Raw genomic sequence first — 17,341 nt, 5'->3', positions numbered from 1 at the left:
TTTAGTTAGCTGATTTCAGCGTCTATAGCTTCTTTCTCGCAGAAAGAAGCTATAGACGCTGACTGACCGTTTAAAGAATCGGTAGCACGCTTGCCTATGTATGTGAAAGAAGGCTTGAACAGCCCTCTTTCTTAACTATCAATGTAGCTGACCTGCTTTGAAGAAAGCCTGATCAGTCATCGTTCACGTAACTAATCAGAGATTGAAGATCCTCAATTTGAGCCTGAATAGACCGGCCGATGGTGGTATTTTTGATCAGTTTGCGCTCCAGCTTCTTGTCAATCATACGCTTCAGCGTCGCTTCTTTTGATTTCTCACCCAGTAAATTGTCCCTCGTGTCGAAAGTCTGATGGGTGACCAGCTGGAAGCCGTAGGAGTTGTTCAGCAAAGAATACCCTGCTATTCCGGTTGTTTTCTGATAGGCTGCATTCATGCCACCGTCGATAACAAATACTTTCCCGCCAGCTTTGACCGGCTCTTCCCCTTTTTTGACCTTAACAGGAGTGTGTCCATTGATGATCTTGGACTTTTCAGGATTCAAGCCAAACTCACGCAGAATAGCATCAGCTGTATCTTCTTCATTTCTCAAATCAAAATAAGGATCCCGCTCTTCTTTGTAGGTTTCTTCATTTTCAATATAATAGCGCTCAAAAGTCGTCATTTTGTTTCTCCCAAACAAGGGCGACAGCGGGCCTGCCCAGGCATACCATTCAAGGTCTGTGGAGAAGTCCTCTTGCTTTTCCGGATGCTCAGCCGCTTTTTTGATATGGTATTCAAAAAAGTCGAGCAGTTCTTTTCCTTTTAAGTCTTTCTCTTTGAGCCTCAGGCAGGCAAACTCCCCATTTTCTTTTAAAGGAATACAGCCGTGATAGAGCAGCTGATCATTATAAACCAGATACATGCTGCCTTTGCGCAAAAGAAACTTGTTGATTCGTCTCATTTTTTCAGCCTGCTGAAAACTGGCAAGCAGGGTCTCGACAATATAGGTTTCGTCGGCATTCAACTGGTTAGGGGCATGCTTATCGATACTGTCGTATGGAAAAGCATCCAGGCTGTAAGTTTTGCCTTCGATCGTGATCCTACCTTTTTCAAAATCGATAGCCTTCAGTATATTTCGCCAGTCCATATCGAATTCAGGCCGTCTTTCGATTAGCTGTCCTTCCAGCTTGAACTGCATGATAGCCAGGGCCTGATGGACCCGGTTAAGTAGAGATTCCTTTTCCTTGTTGAAAATACGCTCCGTACCGGAAGTCAGTTTAGGCTTGAATGCAGCATGTTCAGCATAGTGATTTTCAGCATACAAAAAAAGCGGCCGCAGGTTTAAGCCGTATGTTTTTTCAAGGTCATACAGGTAGCCATATCTGGCGGCAATGCGCAAAAGAGTCAGGAGGTTGGCTTTGGACCCGTGCATCGCTCCAAGCCAGAGCACGTCATGGTTCCCCCACTGTATATCGACGGAATGATGCTGCATCAGCTCCTTCATGACCGTGTACTCACCCCCACTGCGGTCAAAGATATCCCCAACAAGGTGGAGGTGATCGATAACCAAGCGCGGGATCACCCCACACAACGAGACAATAAAGCGCTCGGCTTGCTTCAGCTCAATGAGCCTGTTTAAAATACTGTCGTAATAGTCGTTTCTGTCCTTGTGAGAAGACGGGTCCGTGTACAAGAGCTCTTCAATGATGTAGCGGTACTTTTTAGGCAAGGCTTTTCTGAGCTTTGAGCGGGTATATTTAGCTGCACAAAAACCGATAAAATCTATCAGGTGTGTGATGGTCTGGTAATACCAGCTGTCTGTTTTTTCGCTTGCTTGCATGGAGGACAGGACTTTTTTGGGATAACTGATCAGCAGACTGAACTGGTTCTTTTCCTCCTCGTTCCAGCTATCTCCATAAAAGTTTTCTATCTTTTCCCTGACGTTTCCTGATCCTGTCTTCAGTATATGCTTAAACTCTTTGGACGCCCCGTGAACATCGGACAAGTAGAGTTCTGTTCCTTTGGGTAAGTTCTGGATCGCTTCTAGGTTCATCAGTTCTGTATATACAGACTCCGGTGTATTGTATTTTTCCTTCAGCAGCTCAAAGTATTTATCTTTCATCCTGTTGCTCCCCCTCGGCTTTGAATCGTGGCTTTTATTTTGATCAATGTGTCTGTTTTATATTATAGCACGGACGGTCTGCTTTTTTTAACTCGAGACAACAGGGGCTTGAGCGCTTGAAGCCTTGGGAGATTCTCTTGTCTGCACTAAAGAGCCCTAGGTGGAGAGCACTTTGCCAGCAAAAGCTTCGTTTGGATTTGTCAGTTCAGTACACCTAGACGAAGTCAGCACGGGTTTTAAGGTAACGGGTCAACCTCTTATCCCCTCACGCACAAAATAACCGGTCAAAATTAAGGAAAAACATCACTGTCTCTCTTTTTTACTCTGACCGGCTTCGTCTATTTTAATGTCTGGATTTGTTTCAGTTTCGGCTCTGAACAGCCTTTCTCCATTCAGTTCAGTTATTTGGCATTTTTCACACTGTCGGCGACAATCGTTGCAACCCCGGGGGCAAAGACGTCGGGAATGATATTGTCAACTGTGAGATCCGCTTCCTTGATAACACTCGCGATTCCTTTGGCAGCCGCTATCTGCATTTCCTCTGTAATATTTTTAGCCCGGGCATCCAGCGCCCCTCTGAATATGCCCGGAAAGGCCAGGACATTGTTTATCTGGTTCGGAAAATCGCTTCTTCCTGTCCCGACAATAAATGCACCGCCGGCCTTGGCTTCTGCAGGATCAATCTCAGGCTCCGGATTTGCCATGGCAAAAATAATCGGCTTGTCGTTCATCTCAGTGATCCATTCTTTTTTCAAAACATTGGGTGCCGAAACCCCTACAAAGATATCGGCATCCTGAAGTGCCGTTCTCAGATCTCCCTTGACCTGGTCTTTATTCGTTACGGTGGCGATATCTTTATGTCGTTCCTCAAGATTTGGCTGGTCTGCCGAAATGATGCCTGCCTTGTCGACCAGTATGATGTTTTGGACTCCTGCAGCCAAAAGACGCCTGGAAATCGCCACCCCTGCTGCTCCGCCGCCGTTCACGACGACTTTGACCTCATCTATCTGCTTTTCAGCCAACTTCAAGGCGTTATAAATACCCGCCAGCACCACAATCGCTGTCCCGTGCTGATCATCATGAAACACTGGAATATCCAGCGCTTCTTTCAATCGTTCTTCAATTTCAAAGCACCTTGGAGCACTGATGTCTTCCAGATTGATCCCCCCAAAAGACGGGGAGATGGCTTTGACATGCGCGATGATTTCTTCTACATCATTGGTATCCAGAGAGATGGGTACCGCGTCGACATCCGCAAAGCGCTTGAACAGGGCGGCTTTCCCTTCCATGACCGGTATCGCTGCCTCCGGACCAATATTACCCAGCCCCAGCACAGCTGATCCGTCAGTCACGACAGCCACAAGGTTGCGCTTGGATGTATAGGTGTAGACATCCTTTTTGTTTTTAGCAATGGCCGCACTCACTGCTGCAACGCCCGGCGTATAGGCTATGGACAAGTCTTCCATGGAGTCAATTTTAATCTTGGAATTGACCTCTATTTTCCCTCCCATTTCCTTGCTTACCTGAAGTGCTTTTTCTTTTACATCAGACATATGTACTTTCCTCTCTTGTTTTTATTATTCTATTATCTAAACATAAGAACAGCAGAGCTAAGCAAAGACACACTTGCTCTACATGAAGGGTGTTTGATTGAATCGCCACTTGTACAGCAGGCGCAAACCAGCTCCACCCTTTGTTTTAACTGTTTTAAAGACCCGGTCCGTCTTCTTGCCGGACCGGCCCTTCTTTTATCAACATCAGTCTACACTGATGACGCCCCGGTCGATATAGCTTTGAATACTGGCTTCGACAACCTGTACTGAAGTGTAGCGTGGACTGTAGCCGATTAGCTGTTTGGCGTTTTCGATGCTGTACATGCCGCTTCGGGCCAGGTGATGATAAGCGATACCGGTCTGGCGGTCATTTTGAACATATTCGCACCACTGGTCCCATGGTAGAAACTCGATTCTGGGTTCTTTTCTGAACAGGCGGTACATCGCCTGAGTGAAGCCATAAATGGTTAGAGCATCTGCCGAGACGGCATGAAAGTTTTCTCCCAAGGCTTCTTTTCGGTGCTTCACTGACTTGAAAAACACCTGGGCCACGTCTTCTGCATGAACCGGGTGGAGCGTCTCCATGCCAAAGTTAGGCAGGCAAATTTCCTTACCTTCTGCGATCGTCTGGAAAATACTGTCGTCTCCGTAACCCAGCGGACTGATGATCGACCAACCGGGTCCACAGATCTGTCCGGGACTGACGATCGTTACGGGGAAGTTGTTTTTTCTGAATTCCTGCATCAGATACTGCTCACTAAGGTACTTCTGACGGCCATATTCATCCAATGGTTCCTTGACACTATCCGCTTCGATTGGCAGCGTCTGTGCACGGCCGTGTGTCCAAATGGTCGAACAGTACAGGTAATGAGACAAGTCTGTCTGCTTGAGTGCAGCAACCATCTCTTTGACCTCGTCCAGTTCAAAGCAGATCAGATCGATCACTATGTCTCCATTCATATCCGCTATTTTCTGCACAAAGGCTGGATCCTTGCTCCGGTTCATAGACACATGTTCAGCCTTTTCCCAGGCCCAGTCTCTGATATACGGCTCTCGCCTTCCGCGGCTGACCATGATCACTTCATGGCCTTCTCTGACTAGCATAGGTACCAAATACGTCCCGATATGCCCGCTTCCCCCGATTACAATGACTTTCATAAGTTTGCCTCCCTGCTCATCTTGCTCTTTTTTCTCTGCTTATAGAATAGCACAATTAATGGCCAAAACAGCGCCTAAATGCCCGGTCAAAACAGCTGACTCCCACCAGCCGCCTTTCTTTTCTATGACTCCAGGGCCAGCCCTTGCTGATCTGACACTCTCAAAAGACTCGAAAATACCGCAACTGTGGTAAACTGTAACTATCGAATCCACTTGAGAAAACAGCAGTGCTTTGCCCGGCTTATCTCAAGTGCCAAGGAGGACACCTTATGAAAGCTGCTAAAATCACCGCCTGGCTCTGCCTGTTGGCCATGATCGGCGGACTGGTCAATGCCTTTGTGAACGGGGATTTTCTTGTCGACGGCGGGGCTCTGCTCGACAATCCCTGGGGCGTCATGTCCCTGATCGATCTCTATGTCGGCTTCGCACTCTTTTCCATCTGGATCGTCTACCGGGAAACTACACTCTGGAAAATCATCCTATGGGTAACTGCCATGATGATCTTCGGCTTTTTGACTGGGAGCGTCTATGTCCTGAAAGCATTGTATGAATCCGATGACAGCTGGGAGGTCGCCCTTAACGGCAAAAGAAGAGGAGGCCCTTATGAACAAACTTAAAGAATGGCTGGAACAGCTCCTGCTTGTTTTCGAACGCAAGACGGTGGATGCTCTTTTCCCCCCGCTGATCTTTTTCCTGGCCAATCGTTTTCTGACATTGGAAATCGCTGCCGGCCTGACTTTGCTCTATATTGCGGGACTCATTCTTTATCGCATCTTTAAACGCCATACAAAAAAATATGTCCTGGTTGGTACCGGCGGCGCTCTCTTTTCTATCGGCTTGAGCTACCTTTCCGGGGAAGCCATCAACTTTTACCTTCCAGGCCTGATTTCAACCGGGCTCATCGTGCTAGCCTGCATAGTGTCGCTCTTTATGAAACGCCCGCTGGCTGCTTTGCTCAGTCATCTGACCAGAGGCTGGCCGATCGAATGGTATTTAAGAGACGATATCCGCCCAGCTTACCGTCATGTCACGATTTTATGGGCGGCTTACTTTCTGATGCGTCTGGCTGTACAGATTCCCCTCTTTATTGCTGGAGCCTTTGACTTGTATTTTATTTTTAACAACATCCTGGGCTGGCCAATGAACATCATTCTGCTGATCACTACCTATGTCATGGGGATCAGAGGGCTAAAAAAGCTGTCTGGTCCTAGCGTTGAGGAGTTTATGAATAACAAACAGCCTCCTTACGAGGGCCAGCAGAAAGGCTTTTAGGTGCTGTGGATTTTGTATTCACCTTCAGATGATTGCTGATTTCATCTCTCCAAACAAAAACACCGTCAGGCCTAGTAGGTCTGCCGGTGTTTTGCTGTTTATCTTATTCAGTCAACTCATCCCGCGAGATGACTTAAATGATCATGGAAGAAAAGAAGAAGCTGATAACGGAGACCAAACCTCCTAAAGTAGTTCCCCAGATCAGATCAACAATAGTCACTTTAAGCGGCCATTTGTCCAGCGTGGCCAGGTTGGTTAGATCATAGGTCGAATAGGCCATCAGCCCAAAGAGCAGACCTCTGATTAACGCGTCCATAATTTCCCCGGACTGAAGCGCCGGGTCGATAACAAAAAAGACCAGACCAAAAATAAAGATAAAGTAAAAAATGACAGCGGCCGTCCAGTTTGTCTTTTCTTTCATAATGAAACCGAGCTGGTCTTTATAAAACTTTCTGGCTACAAGCCCGAGCCAGATGATGTCGACTACAAAAAAGGCGACAAAAGTGATCAGGTAGACGATCAGAAAATCCATTGCTTCCCCTCCTAATTGGTTATATAAGCGACGGCGACAGCCCCTTTACCGGCTCCTACAGCGATGACCCCGGAACTTTCAGTGATGTACTCCGGCTCTTTCCCTAGAGTTGCCCGCAGCTCATCTGCAAAAGCGTTCCCCAGCTTGATATCGTCGACATAGGTGACCGCATAATGCTTGATGCCTTTGTCTTCATTCAAGGCTTTCAGGTGCTTCAGAATTTTCTTTTTCGCTTTTTCCGGATGAAAGGCAATCTTGAAGACTTCTCCTTCTCCCTTTTCATCCAGGGAAACAATCGGTTTCAAGCCTACTTTCTTGGCGATGCCGCCTGCCCGTACACTCAGTCTACCTGAAGCAATCATATTGTCCAGTGTATTGATTTTGACCAGTATTTTAGAATCACTGATTGCTTGTCTTGCGTCGGACATAATGTCATCAACTGACTTGCCGGCTTTAAGATTCTGAATTGCCTGCCAAACAATCAGTCCCTCAGCTACTGAGTTCTGCTTTGTATCGATAACCTGGATTGTCTCTTTTTCCTTATTGAAGGGTTCAGCTGCTTTGGTGAACACGTTGTAAGTCCCGCTCAAAGCTTTAGCTACAGAAAACACGATAACGTTGTCGTAGTAACTGAGCAGATAACGGTAAGCATCCTCGACTGTTTTGGTCGTCGGCTGAGAAGAGGTCGGATGAACTTGCTTGTTTTTGGCAAGTTCGAACAACTTCTCATTCGTGATTGTCAGCTTGTCGATATACGTTTCTTCGCCAACAAGCAGAGAGATATTCACTACATGAACTTGGGCATCATCCAGCATCTCTTCCGGCAGATCGGCAATGGAATCCGTTACGATGACTGTCTCGTACTTACGGTTATGGATACGGTCATACTGTCTGACCATGTCGTCTACTTTTTGTTCGATGATTTTGCCTTGGTCGGACAACCGGTCGAACATTTCAGCCGGATTATTGGTATGGATATGCAGCCGGGTCTTCGACTTGCCTTTGACCTGGACAATAGAATCACCAATATCTGATAGAAGATTCTTCAAATCTGCATCCGCTGAGTTCGGTTCGATCAGCGCTTCCGTGCAGTAGCGGTATTTCCCAATTTCATGCTCGCCTTCGCTGATGGTAGGGATTGTTTCCAGCGGCTCAACCGTTTCCTCTGAAATAACTTTCCCCTGTATCCCGTCAACGAGACCTCTGACAAAATAGGCAAAGCCTTTTGCTCCAGAATCCACAACTGCTGACTTTTTCAGTACTTTCAGTTGTTCCGTTGTATGCTCCACAGCCTGATCCACTTTCTCGAAAGCCGACTCCAACAGCTGGTCAAAGGCTTCATGGCTGGCCCCTTCTTTGGTCAGCGCCTCATAAAAAACAGCCATCGTCGTCAGCATCGTACCTTCTACCGGGTTCTCGACTGCACGGTAGGCGTACTCCATCCCAGCTTTAATGGCTGAGGTAAAGCTCTCTTTGGTAATTACGTCCTCGTCAGTGATCCCCTCACTGAGCCCCTGAAAATACTGGGCAAAAATCAGACCTGAGTTTCCTCGTGCTCCAACGATGGCAGAATCTGCGATTGCTTCCAGCGTCGTTTTTGTGTCCTCCTTGAGTTCCGAGCGGTGCACGATACTGTGCATCGTCGAAAACAAATTACTTCCGGTATCCCCGTCTGCTACCGGAAAAACATTGATATCGTTCAAAAACAGCCGGTTATTCATGACTTCTCTCGCCCCGTTTATCAGGCCGATATACAGTTCGTTGTACGTTATTGTTTCCATTTTTTCTCCCCTTCTCTCCTGATGGTCGACTGACAGACAGCTGGCTGATTGTGCCAGGCTAAAAACATCAGTGCCTTCAGCGTTTACTTGTGTACTTTATCCTTTTTTACCCCAAGGGAAGATCATCGGTACCCGCTGTTTGTAGTCTTCCCAGGCATCGTATTTTTCCATGTTTTTCTCTAAAAGGGGTGTAGATATTTTGATCAGGACTGCACTCATGATTACCGGCGAAATCACCAGCAAGCCATAGTAAATCGGGCTGATATCCCCGTTGAACATCATCGGCAGGCCACTCACATACAAACCGATCCAGATTAGGATTTCCCCAAAATAATTAGGATGACGGGTCACTGACCACAGTCCAGACTGCAGAAGCTTCCCGGACTTTTTATTGATGTGCTGTCTCAGCTGCTCGTCTCCGACTACCTCAAAGAACAGACCGGTCAAAGCAACTAAAAGGCCCGCATAGATGATAAACTGACCTGCTCCTTCAAACTGAAAAGTATTAAAGCGGATGATCGAATAACTGGCAGAGCCGACAATAAAGTTAATAATTCCTTGTACCATAAACACTCGGAAGAAAGCGATAAGTACGACTTTTTCTCCCCATTCCTTTCGCCACTGGGCATAGCGGAAGTCTTCAGGCTTGCCCCAGTTGCGTTTCAACAGACGCAGCGACAGCCGGGTTCCCCAGACTGTAATAAAGCCGACAATAATGTAGGACAGCAGTGTCGGATCTCCTGTCACAAAAAGAGTCAGCCAACTGCCAATCACAAAGCCCATTCCCCATCCGATATCTACAATCGAATTGTTCTTGATAGCCGTAGCAATCAGAAAAATCGTCGTGAAGTAAATAAAAGTAAAGATCAACGGAACCAGCAAGCCATCAAAACCGATATTGGTAAAGCCTTGTGTAGAAATTGCAAGCGTAGCCAAAAATAATAGCGGATAAATAATCAGTCTTTTTTTGTCCATAACACACCTCATTCTCTTTAATTTATAATAGCGCTCAGAGCGCATTTTATGACTTTAGTATAACACTTCCTATAATCTATCGGCACCAGTAATTCTTATATTCTGAATTATATTGATTTGTTCAGCTAAACTGTAGGGTGCCCTATAGCCTGATCCTAGAAACTAAAAATGCATCCACTTAGCTTTTCTGTGAGCTTTTTGAGGAATGCACCGTTAGCCAAACAAGTCAAATACGCAAGCTTTTTGCCAAGCAAAAAGCTGCAGATTCGATGAAATAGAATCTACAGCTTATGAGCTTATAATCTGATTTTTCAGCTTAATTCTTCAAGTGCTGTACACATTCATCCTGCTTTCAGTTCTTCGTAGAAAAAAATTGAGCAGCATACCATCTGGGCAAGGCTCGAATCAGTAAAATAACCATAACAAGTCCCCCAAGTACGGCTACCAAAAAACTCATCCCTAAATCGGTCCCTCCGACAGTGTCCATCGGATTGAATGTTAGCAGATGTCCTAGTAGTCGGACAGCTACACTGTTGCGTGACAACTCAGGTGACTGCTGGCCTCACAGTTGGAACGCTAAGCCGATTGCGCGACGACTCAGGGGACTGCTGAACTCCCAGTTGGAACGCTCCACCATTTGCTTGACGACTCAGGCTTCGAGTCCTTCCTCAGTTGGATTAAAAAACATGATTAGCATCTATAGATAGTGCAATAAAGTAAACACCTTTGCTCTTTTCAGCAGAGGTGCCCCCTTCAATGTACGCAATAAAAAGCCTCAAGCAGCACGTAGAGTGCTCGCTTGAGGTAAGCTGCTGTTTAGCACGCTTTGTACAGGAAATGATCTGACTTTGGATAGCAGTTAACGGGCTAGACCGTATGCAGTATAACTTAGCCGACCGCCAGCTCTCGAGTTGGAATGTCAGACTGTTTAAGATTTTTCTTTATTCCTTAACACCTGAGAGGGCTATCAGCCGGGCACAATTTTGTGCTGTTTGTTTTAGGTTTTTATAGCCATTATCCAAAGCCGCTTCAACAGACATAAATTCTGGAAGAATGCTGAATGCGGCATGAATGCCGTGTTCATATACGGCTTCGTACCCCTCGCCCAAGCATCCGGCTAGAGCAATTACAGGTATGCCTTGTGCGTGCGCCACACGTGATACAGCGACCGGCGTCTTCCCGTATACCGTCTGATGATTGATGCCGCCTTCTCCTGTAACGACTAAGTCTGATCCTTTCATTTTTTGGGTCAGATCCAGTATGTCAACAAGCAGATCTCCACCTCGTTCCAGCTGCCCATCTAGGAAGGCCATGATCCCGGCACCTAAACCACCCGCTGCTCCAGCTCCAGGGACAGACTCTACATCTTTACCTGTCGATTCTTTTATTATGCGGGCAAAACGGCTCAAATTCTCGTCCAGCCGCTCGACTTGCTCTTTCGTTGCTCCTTTTTGTGGTCCGTAAATACGTGCGGCTCCTCTTTTTCCTGTCAAGGGATTGTCCACATCACAAGCGACACGAAACGATACCTCTTTGACACGCGGATGCACATCCGACAAGTCAATATAAACCAGGTCCTCCAGTCCCTTTCCGTTGGGGCTGATTGCCTGTTTATCGCCGTCAAGCAGCTTCCCCCCTAGGCTCATGATCATTCCTGCGCCTCCATCATTGGTGGCACTGCCCCCAATACCAAGCAAGATATGACTAACTCCTTCGTCGAGAGCATCCCTGATCAGCTCTCCAAACCCTAAAGTTGTGGTGATCAGCGGATTTCTTCTAGCTGGCTCTACTTTGTCCAGACCTGAAGACGCCGCCATTTCGATAAAGGCAAGGGTTTTATCCCCGGACAAGCCATAGTGGGCATCTATCTTGTCCCCCAGCGGTCCCGTCACTTGCAAATTTTTTATTTTTCCCTTTGTCGCGTCAACAATCGATTGAACAGTCCCTTCACCACCGTCAGCCATGGGGACTTTAATGTATTCTGCATCAGGTATAATCGTTTTGAACCCTTCTTCAATCGCTGTTGCAGCTTCCATAGCGGTCATACTTTCTTTAAATGAATCAGGTGCAATGACTATTTTCATGTAATCAGTCCTTTATTTATTTAGATGGATTGTATACGGCGGAGAATAAAAGATAGTGCCATTGATAGATGCTCTCTGATACACTATGGTTATGACGAGGAGGGCCATCATGAATTTTTATGAAAAGCTAGAATCTAACCGAAAACGCTTGAATGACAATGAAAACACGATTTTAAATTACCTTTTAGATCACAAAGAACAGTTATCTGAAATGACAATCAGAGAAGTTGCCGGTCATTTTTACACCTCACCCAATACAATTGTTCGCTTAACTCAAAAATTGGATTTTTCCGGCTATCAGGAATTTAAAGATCAACTGAAAAAGGTGCTGTCTGTTCAGAAATCTGTCGGTGAACTTTATTCGCTGGATGACAGGATCATCAAAACAAAGCAGCTGATTAATCCAGATATAGTTCAGCAGATGATTCAGGCTATACACAAAGCAGATACAATCCTGTTATTTGCTGTTGGTCTTTCCCGATTCCCCGCGGAAGAATTCAGCCAGAGACTTCAGATTGTTGGTAAGCACAGTCAGACGTTTATCGATCCGCATATTATGAAATACAACGCTCAACTGCTCGGAAAAAATGATTTAGCTATAGCGGTCAGTGTCAGCGGAAGCCAGTCGTCCAATGTTTATGCTGCTGCGAGCCGGGCAAAAGTAGCCGGTGCACAGACAATCAGTGTGACCGGCTTTTCGTCTAATGCTCTGGCTAACTTAACAGACTATCAGCTTTATGGTTACAGCAGTCCCATCAAAATCAATGCCATTGATGCGACTGACCGCTTTTCCATCCACTATTTGACCAATTACTTATACAATCAGTATATCGAACAGTATTATGATATTGAAACATCTCATTCATGAGAAAATAGACGGGAAACGCTACCCGTCTATTTTATTTTTATTTAATTGATTTTATTTAAGTTCCGGCCAGTAAGCCTTGTTTGCTTCAATCAGCGCATCCAGAACCTTTCTCGCTTTTTTGGCATCCACTATCGTACGGTTTAATGTCAATGCCTGTAAAGCTTTAGTATAAGACTCTTCCATGTAAGCCTCTACTGTCAGTTTTTCATACGCATGCTGGGATTCAATCAACCCTTTATAAAACGTATCAATGGGTCCGACAGCGTACGGTTGAGGCCCGTTGATGCTTAAGCTTGCTGCCACTTCAATCATGCTATCATCAGGCAAGTTCGAGACGATACCATTGTTTCTGACCATGACCACGTATGTTTTTCGCAGATTATGGAAAATCGAAGCCGCTACTTCAACCATCATGTCTCCATGGGCATCATTGTGGACAACTGTAGAGTCTTTTGCTGTACCATTTTCCACAATACGCCGGCATTCGTCAAAAACTTTCTTTTCGCGGCCTTCACGTACTTCATCTGTACGCGTACGATTCGGATTAGACTTTGAAAACTTGTATTCTGGATACAGATAATACTGCAGATAAGTGTTCGGCAAGTAGTCCGGGAAATCCACAAGCATATCCTCCACCATTGCATACGTATCCAGCCAGGACTGATCACGCTGCTCTGCGTCAACAGGTCGGAAGCCCCCGTTCAAAATAATCTCTTTGATTTCAGGCATTCTATCCTGACCCGCTTCATCGTATAGATGCTTGAACCAGCCGTAATGATTGAGTCCAAAATATACGGGTTCCAGCTTACTAGCATCGTAGTCAATCAGTCTGGCAAAGGAGCGCAGCAAGTTGACGGGCTGATCACAAATATTCAAAATGCGTTCTTCTTCTGGAAAAATCTTATCCAGAGCCAAGGCAACGATAGCTGCCGGATTCGTATAGTTGAGTATCCAGGCATCCGGAGAGTAAGTCCTGACACTATGAACCATTTGAACCATATCTCGGATTGAACGCAAGCCGTAAGCAAAACCTCCTGCTCCACAGGTTTCCTGGCCGATGACCCCAAACCGCATCGGGATTTTTTCATCTTTTTCTCTCATGTCAAAGCCCCCTGTCCGCATCTGACAAAAGACAAAGTCGACATCTTTATACGCTTCTGCTTCATCCGTAGTGTAGCTGACTTTTACATCGGGTGCTTCTTCCTTGAACAGTATTTTGGCAAACTCCCCAATCACCGCTTGACGTTCTTTGTCGATATCGTACAACTTGATTTCTTCGATAGGAAATGTTTGTAAGTGTGTCGTCATTGCTTTGAGTATCCCAGGAGTCCAAGTAGACCCTCCACCTACTAATACGATTTTACTTTTTTTATTCTTCATGATAATTTGCAGCTCCCTTCACTTTTGGTGCAATATTTTCAACTTTTGGTCCATAAATGACCTGATAATTCGTTTCATCCAGTTTAACCATGCCGGCAGCCCCGGTTTTTTTGAGTGCTACTTCATCTACAAGCGCAGTATCTCCCAGAACTAATCTCAGGCGAGTAAAACAGTTGTCGATACTATTTATATTGCTAGATCCCCCCAAGGCTTCGACAATCGCTCCTCCCAGTTCATCCTCAGACACTTTCGGCAAGTTGTCGATTTCTTTTTCGTCTTCATGACTATCACGGCCCGGTGACAATACTTTTCTTTTTGTAATAACCGTTTTAAAAACAAAGTAGTAAATCGGAGCATAAATCAATCCCACTAGCACGGCCCAGAACCAGTTAGTTTCTGTTCCCTGCAATATGCCAAAGACAAACAAATCGATCACTCCACCTTGTACATTGCCAATAACCACTCCGAATGCATCCATCAGCATAAAGGAAAGTCCAGCCATGACTGCATGAAAGAGAAACAGTACAGGTGAGACAAAAATAAAGGAGAATTCAATAGGTTCGGTAATCCCTGTTGTAAAACTGGCAAGTCCCGATGCCGACATCAGGCCTTTCACTTCTTTTTTCTTTTCCTGATAGGCAACTTTGACCATCGCAAAAGCTGCAGCAGGCAAGCCAAACACCATAAACGGAATTTTTCCCTGTGCTAAAAAGCGTGTGGAATCTGCCATGATTGCCATGTCCGGTGTATCCTGTGCCAGTGAGGTATTGAAAATATTCAATGCCCCTACCACCTGATTACCATCAATTTCTGCAATACCCCCAATGGGTGTAAAGCGAACCAGCTGATTGAGTATATGATGAAGTCCTGTTGGAATAAGCAGTCTTTCCAAAAAGCCGAATAGGAAAGAACCCAAAAGACCTGTCTGAGCAATCACGTTCCCTGTGGCTTCAATAGCCGCGCCGAAGAATGGCCAGATAAAGTACATCGCTATAGCCAGAAAAGGAACCGTCACTGTGGTGATAATAGGAACAAATCGTTTGCCTCCAAAAAAGCTGATGGCTGTAGGCAAGTCAATGGTGTGGAAAGTATTATGAAGAAACGAAACGAGCATACCTACAATAATTCCTCCAAAGACATTCATTCTCAATGAGAATATACCAAGAACCGTTTCATACTGAGAAGCGGTTTGAGTCGCTTCCAGTTCCGACAGTCCCGCTTCCATTAATGCTTCGACGGAGTACGTTGCAGCAGTTATTCCATTGATTTGCAGTAAATATTGAATCGTGACATGAAACAGCAGAAAGCCGATGACTCCAGAAAAAGCAGCGGTGGTCTTTTCTTTCTGTGCCAGTCCAAATGATATGGCGACTGCAAACAATACAGGCAAGTTCCCAAATATACTTCCCGCAAGTGATCGAATCAGTCCAATAACATTTTGCACAGCTGTCATCTCTACAAAACTTTCACCCACGATACTTGGATTCTGCAGAACAGCAGCTATCCCTAAAAATATACCGGCAGCTGCTATCAATGATATGGGCGTCATCAGTGACTTCCCGAGCTTTTGCCAAAAATCTCTGGTCATACATTTTCCTCCTCGAAATGCTTTCCTTTTTCTTTGTTAATCACATGATAGTATAGTTCGTGAAGCGGTTACAATAGCAAACACCATCGTACACATCCATTGTCCCTGTTCACATTTCTGTGTACACCATCACGCAAATAGATTTCTGGCTTGTCCGTTCGCGGCATATGAGTTATTACCCGGGCTGACTCAGGCTGATTTTCCCTTACTCGTGTGCATATGAAAAGAGCACCCGCTCAGGCGGCTGCTCTTTATCCCTATCCTACATTCACTTGAAGGTCGTAATCTGTGCTGCATCCAGACGAACAGTTTCCTCCCCCGGCTCAAGCGCCTTGCCTATAGCCAGCATCAGAACCGGAACATAGCGCTCCTTATCCAGACCCACACGTTCTGCTAGCTCAGCGTGGTCAAAGCCGGCGATAGGATTCGTGTCATAACCGTAACTTCTGGCAACCAGCATGAACTGCATAGCTGATAGGCAGGAATCGAGCCGGACGACTTTTTTCATTTTTTCTTTAGGGAAACTTTTGTACTCAGGGATGATTTCTGCCAGTTGCCTGTCTTTCTCTTCTTCCGATAGCTTGCCTTCCGCCACTGCTTTGGCGTAAATTTCTTCTCCGTACTCAAAGCAGTGCAAGTCTCCAAAAATCAGGACCATAGCTGCTGAGGTATCATTTTGCCTGGTATTCCAGCGAACTAAGGGGCGCAGATTCGCCTTGCCTTCATCGCTGTCAACCACTACAAAGCGCCAGGGCTGCAGGTTGACCGAAGAAGGAGCACGTGTAGCTTTTTGAATCATTTCAAGCATGTCTCGGCGAGGAATCTTCACATTGGGATCGTACTCCCTGACGGAACGCCGGTTCAACATTATAGCATCAAAGTCATTCGTTTTTGTCATAAGACTGCCTCTTTTCTCAAAAATAAATATACTAATACGCAAACGCTACTTTATAATCTGCAAAAGGTATCCGCACCAAGTCTTGCCCTGACTAAATTTATATCATGTAACCCATTCTTTCATTCTCATGTCTACCGTCTCAAGACTATTGTAAAAGGCAAATGAGTTTCCATCAGTAGTTCCCCCATCATAGTTCTCCGTTGAAAAAGTGTGTCCAGCTTCTTTGAATATGTACAATTCTACGCTTCTAGCTGAAACAGCCTGATGCTTTATTGTTTGTCCCATTTCAACGCTTGGCCATGTCAAATCATCGTCACCCGCAAACATTAAAATATTTCCTTCGAAACTAGAGATGTCTATCAACGTCTGGTTTATTTTTTTGCTGTGCTTTAGCTCTCTGTTAAAAGAAGCTACAAGAGCTAAATTTCTATTCAAGAGTCTATGACATAGAGTCCTGATTGAAAAATTTATATATGGCGCTTCATGCCCATTAATAACCCAGGCAGATGCCCTTTTAGTACCGGCAAACATAAAAGCTGACGGAGAATATAAAATAACATTTGAGACTTCAGAAAATTCTTTGGCCAATAACAAAGCTAGTTCGGCTCCTCTAGATGCGCCTACTACTGTGACTGATTCAGATTCCGGAAATATATGATCGATATAAGTCAGGACTTCGGCAAAAAAACTAAGGTCTACTTTATCCAACGTCTTTGACAACTCTGGTTTATTAAAGTAGTAAAGTGAGAGCACTTTGTAGCCTTTTAGAGCCAGATCATGCCCCATGTCGAACCAGCAACTACCCTCTGACCCCCCAAATGTAACAATGACGGCTTGTCTTACAGTGTAAGCCGGGCGGAAACTGTAACCATGGACACGGCCTGTGCTGATTTGTTCAATCTGAATATTCATACCTTGCCTCCTCTTAGTAAATCAGATGTATCCTCCACGCTTCTTTAGTTATGTACAAGCTGAACAATCCATATGATACATTTTTTAAATACAATAGGATATTACACAACTTTATTTCAAAGCAAACTAATGCTATCTGCTCTAAGTGTAATTATAACCCGAAATGATTGAACAACAGACAGCTAGCCCCCTATATAAAACAGGTGGCTCACTTATGCGGGCACTGGTTCTAAATAGAG

The 17,341-nt window shown here is 45.3% G+C and carries 15 protein-coding genes; 3 read left to right on the top strand and 12 right to left on the bottom strand.

Features of this window, described 5'->3' with window-relative positions:
• Positions 1–172 precede the first annotated feature (172 nt).
• The 3 genes from ADIAL_RS03365 to ADIAL_RS03355 form a co-directional block, all read right to left on the bottom strand.
• On the bottom strand, positions 173–2,101 hold the full coding sequence (locus ADIAL_RS03365) for a fructose-bisphosphatase class III (protein ID WP_034300029.1): 1,929 nt from the start codon (positions 2,099–2,101) through the stop codon (positions 173–175).
• Between the two features lie 401 nt (positions 2,102–2,502).
• Positions 2,503–3,654 carry an NAD(P)-dependent malic enzyme gene (locus ADIAL_RS03360; protein ID WP_034300028.1) on the bottom strand — a complete coding sequence of 384 codons (1,152 nt, stop codon included), beginning with the start codon at positions 3,652–3,654 and terminating at the stop codon, positions 2,503–2,505.
• Between the two features lie 204 nt (positions 3,655–3,858).
• A complete protein-coding gene (locus ADIAL_RS03355; RefSeq protein ID WP_034300026.1) occupies positions 3,859–4,812 on the bottom strand; it encodes an NAD-dependent epimerase/dehydratase family protein in 954 nt (317 codons plus the stop codon).
• A gap of 269 nt (positions 4,813–5,081) precedes the next feature.
• Here ADIAL_RS03355 and ADIAL_RS03350 point away from each other — a divergent pair, with 269 nt between their 5' ends.
• Both ADIAL_RS03350 and ADIAL_RS03345 read left to right on the top strand, forming a co-directional pair.
• On the top strand, positions 5,082–5,429 hold the full coding sequence (locus tag ADIAL_RS03350) for a DUF1475 family protein (protein WP_034300024.1): 348 nt from the start codon (positions 5,082–5,084) through the stop codon (positions 5,427–5,429).
• Entirely contained in the window at positions 5,416–6,084 is a 669-nt protein-coding gene (locus ADIAL_RS03345) for a DUF3159 domain-containing protein (RefSeq protein WP_034300022.1), read from the top strand. Before ADIAL_RS03350 ends, ADIAL_RS03345 begins: the two co-directional genes overlap by 14 nt.
• A 133-nt stretch (positions 6,085–6,217) precedes the next feature.
• On the opposite strand, the gene ADIAL_RS03340 is transcribed toward ADIAL_RS03345, so the two are convergent.
• From ADIAL_RS03340 to ADIAL_RS03325, 5 genes are all read right to left on the bottom strand, one after another.
• Positions 6,218–6,616 (bottom strand): DUF2177 family protein, encoded by a 399-nt coding sequence (locus tag ADIAL_RS03340; RefSeq protein ID WP_034300020.1) that lies wholly within the window; start codon positions 6,614–6,616, stop codon positions 6,218–6,220.
• A gap of 11 nt (positions 6,617–6,627) precedes the next feature.
• Positions 6,628–8,397, bottom strand: a complete 1,770-nt coding sequence (locus ADIAL_RS03335) for a DegV family protein (RefSeq protein WP_034300018.1) — start codon at positions 8,395–8,397, stop codon at positions 6,628–6,630.
• Between the two features lie 96 nt (positions 8,398–8,493).
• The gene (locus ADIAL_RS03330; RefSeq protein ID WP_051503677.1) at positions 8,494–9,372 is read right to left on the bottom strand and encodes a DUF1295 domain-containing protein; all 879 of its coding nucleotides are present in this window, start codon (positions 9,370–9,372) and stop codon (positions 8,494–8,496) included.
• A gap of 352 nt (positions 9,373–9,724) precedes the next feature.
• A complete protein-coding gene (locus tag ADIAL_RS11350; protein ID WP_155849165.1) occupies positions 9,725–9,916 on the bottom strand; it encodes a hypothetical protein in 192 nt (63 codons plus the stop codon).
• A 397-nt stretch (positions 9,917–10,313) separates the two neighbouring features.
• Positions 10,314–11,456, bottom strand: a complete 1,143-nt coding sequence (locus tag ADIAL_RS03325) for a glycerate kinase (RefSeq protein WP_034300016.1) — start codon at positions 11,454–11,456, stop codon at positions 10,314–10,316.
• 109 nt (positions 11,457–11,565) lie between these two features.
• Here ADIAL_RS03325 and ADIAL_RS03320 point away from each other — a divergent pair, with 109 nt between their 5' ends.
• A complete protein-coding gene (locus ADIAL_RS03320) occupies positions 11,566–12,324 on the top strand; it encodes a MurR/RpiR family transcriptional regulator (protein WP_034300014.1) in 759 nt (252 codons plus the stop codon).
• A gap of 51 nt (positions 12,325–12,375) precedes the next feature.
• Here the strand turns inward: ADIAL_RS03320 and ADIAL_RS03315 are convergent, their stop codons facing one another.
• The 4 genes from ADIAL_RS03315 to ADIAL_RS03300 form a co-directional block, all read right to left on the bottom strand.
• Positions 12,376–13,704 (bottom strand): 6-phospho-alpha-glucosidase, encoded by a 1,329-nt coding sequence (locus ADIAL_RS03315; RefSeq protein WP_034300012.1) that lies wholly within the window; start codon positions 13,702–13,704, stop codon positions 12,376–12,378.
• Positions 13,694–15,292 carry a PTS transporter subunit EIIC gene (locus tag ADIAL_RS03310; RefSeq protein WP_034300010.1) on the bottom strand — a complete coding sequence of 533 codons (1,599 nt, stop codon included), beginning with the start codon at positions 15,290–15,292 and terminating at the stop codon, positions 13,694–13,696. The genes ADIAL_RS03315 and ADIAL_RS03310 overlap by 11 nt, the downstream gene beginning before the upstream one ends.
• Before the next feature lie 268 nt (positions 15,293–15,560).
• Complete coding sequence (locus ADIAL_RS03305) at positions 15,561–16,190, bottom strand: nitroreductase family protein (protein ID WP_034300008.1); 630 nt, start codon at positions 16,188–16,190, stop codon at positions 15,561–15,563.
• Positions 16,191–16,292: 102 nt separating this feature from the next.
• Positions 16,293–17,102, bottom strand: coding sequence for an acyl-CoA thioester hydrolase/BAAT C-terminal domain-containing protein (locus tag ADIAL_RS03300; protein WP_034300006.1), 810 nt, complete (start codon positions 17,100–17,102; stop codon positions 16,293–16,295).
• Positions 17,103–17,341 lie beyond the last annotated feature (239 nt).

Origin of the sequence: Alkalibacterium sp. AK22, assembly GCF_000585255.1 — a bacterium.
Lineage (GTDB): Bacteria > Bacillota > Bacilli > Lactobacillales > Carnobacteriaceae_A > Alkalibacterium.
Note: the sequence above shows the minus strand (reverse complement) of the source record. Positions and strands in the feature narration are given on the sequence as shown.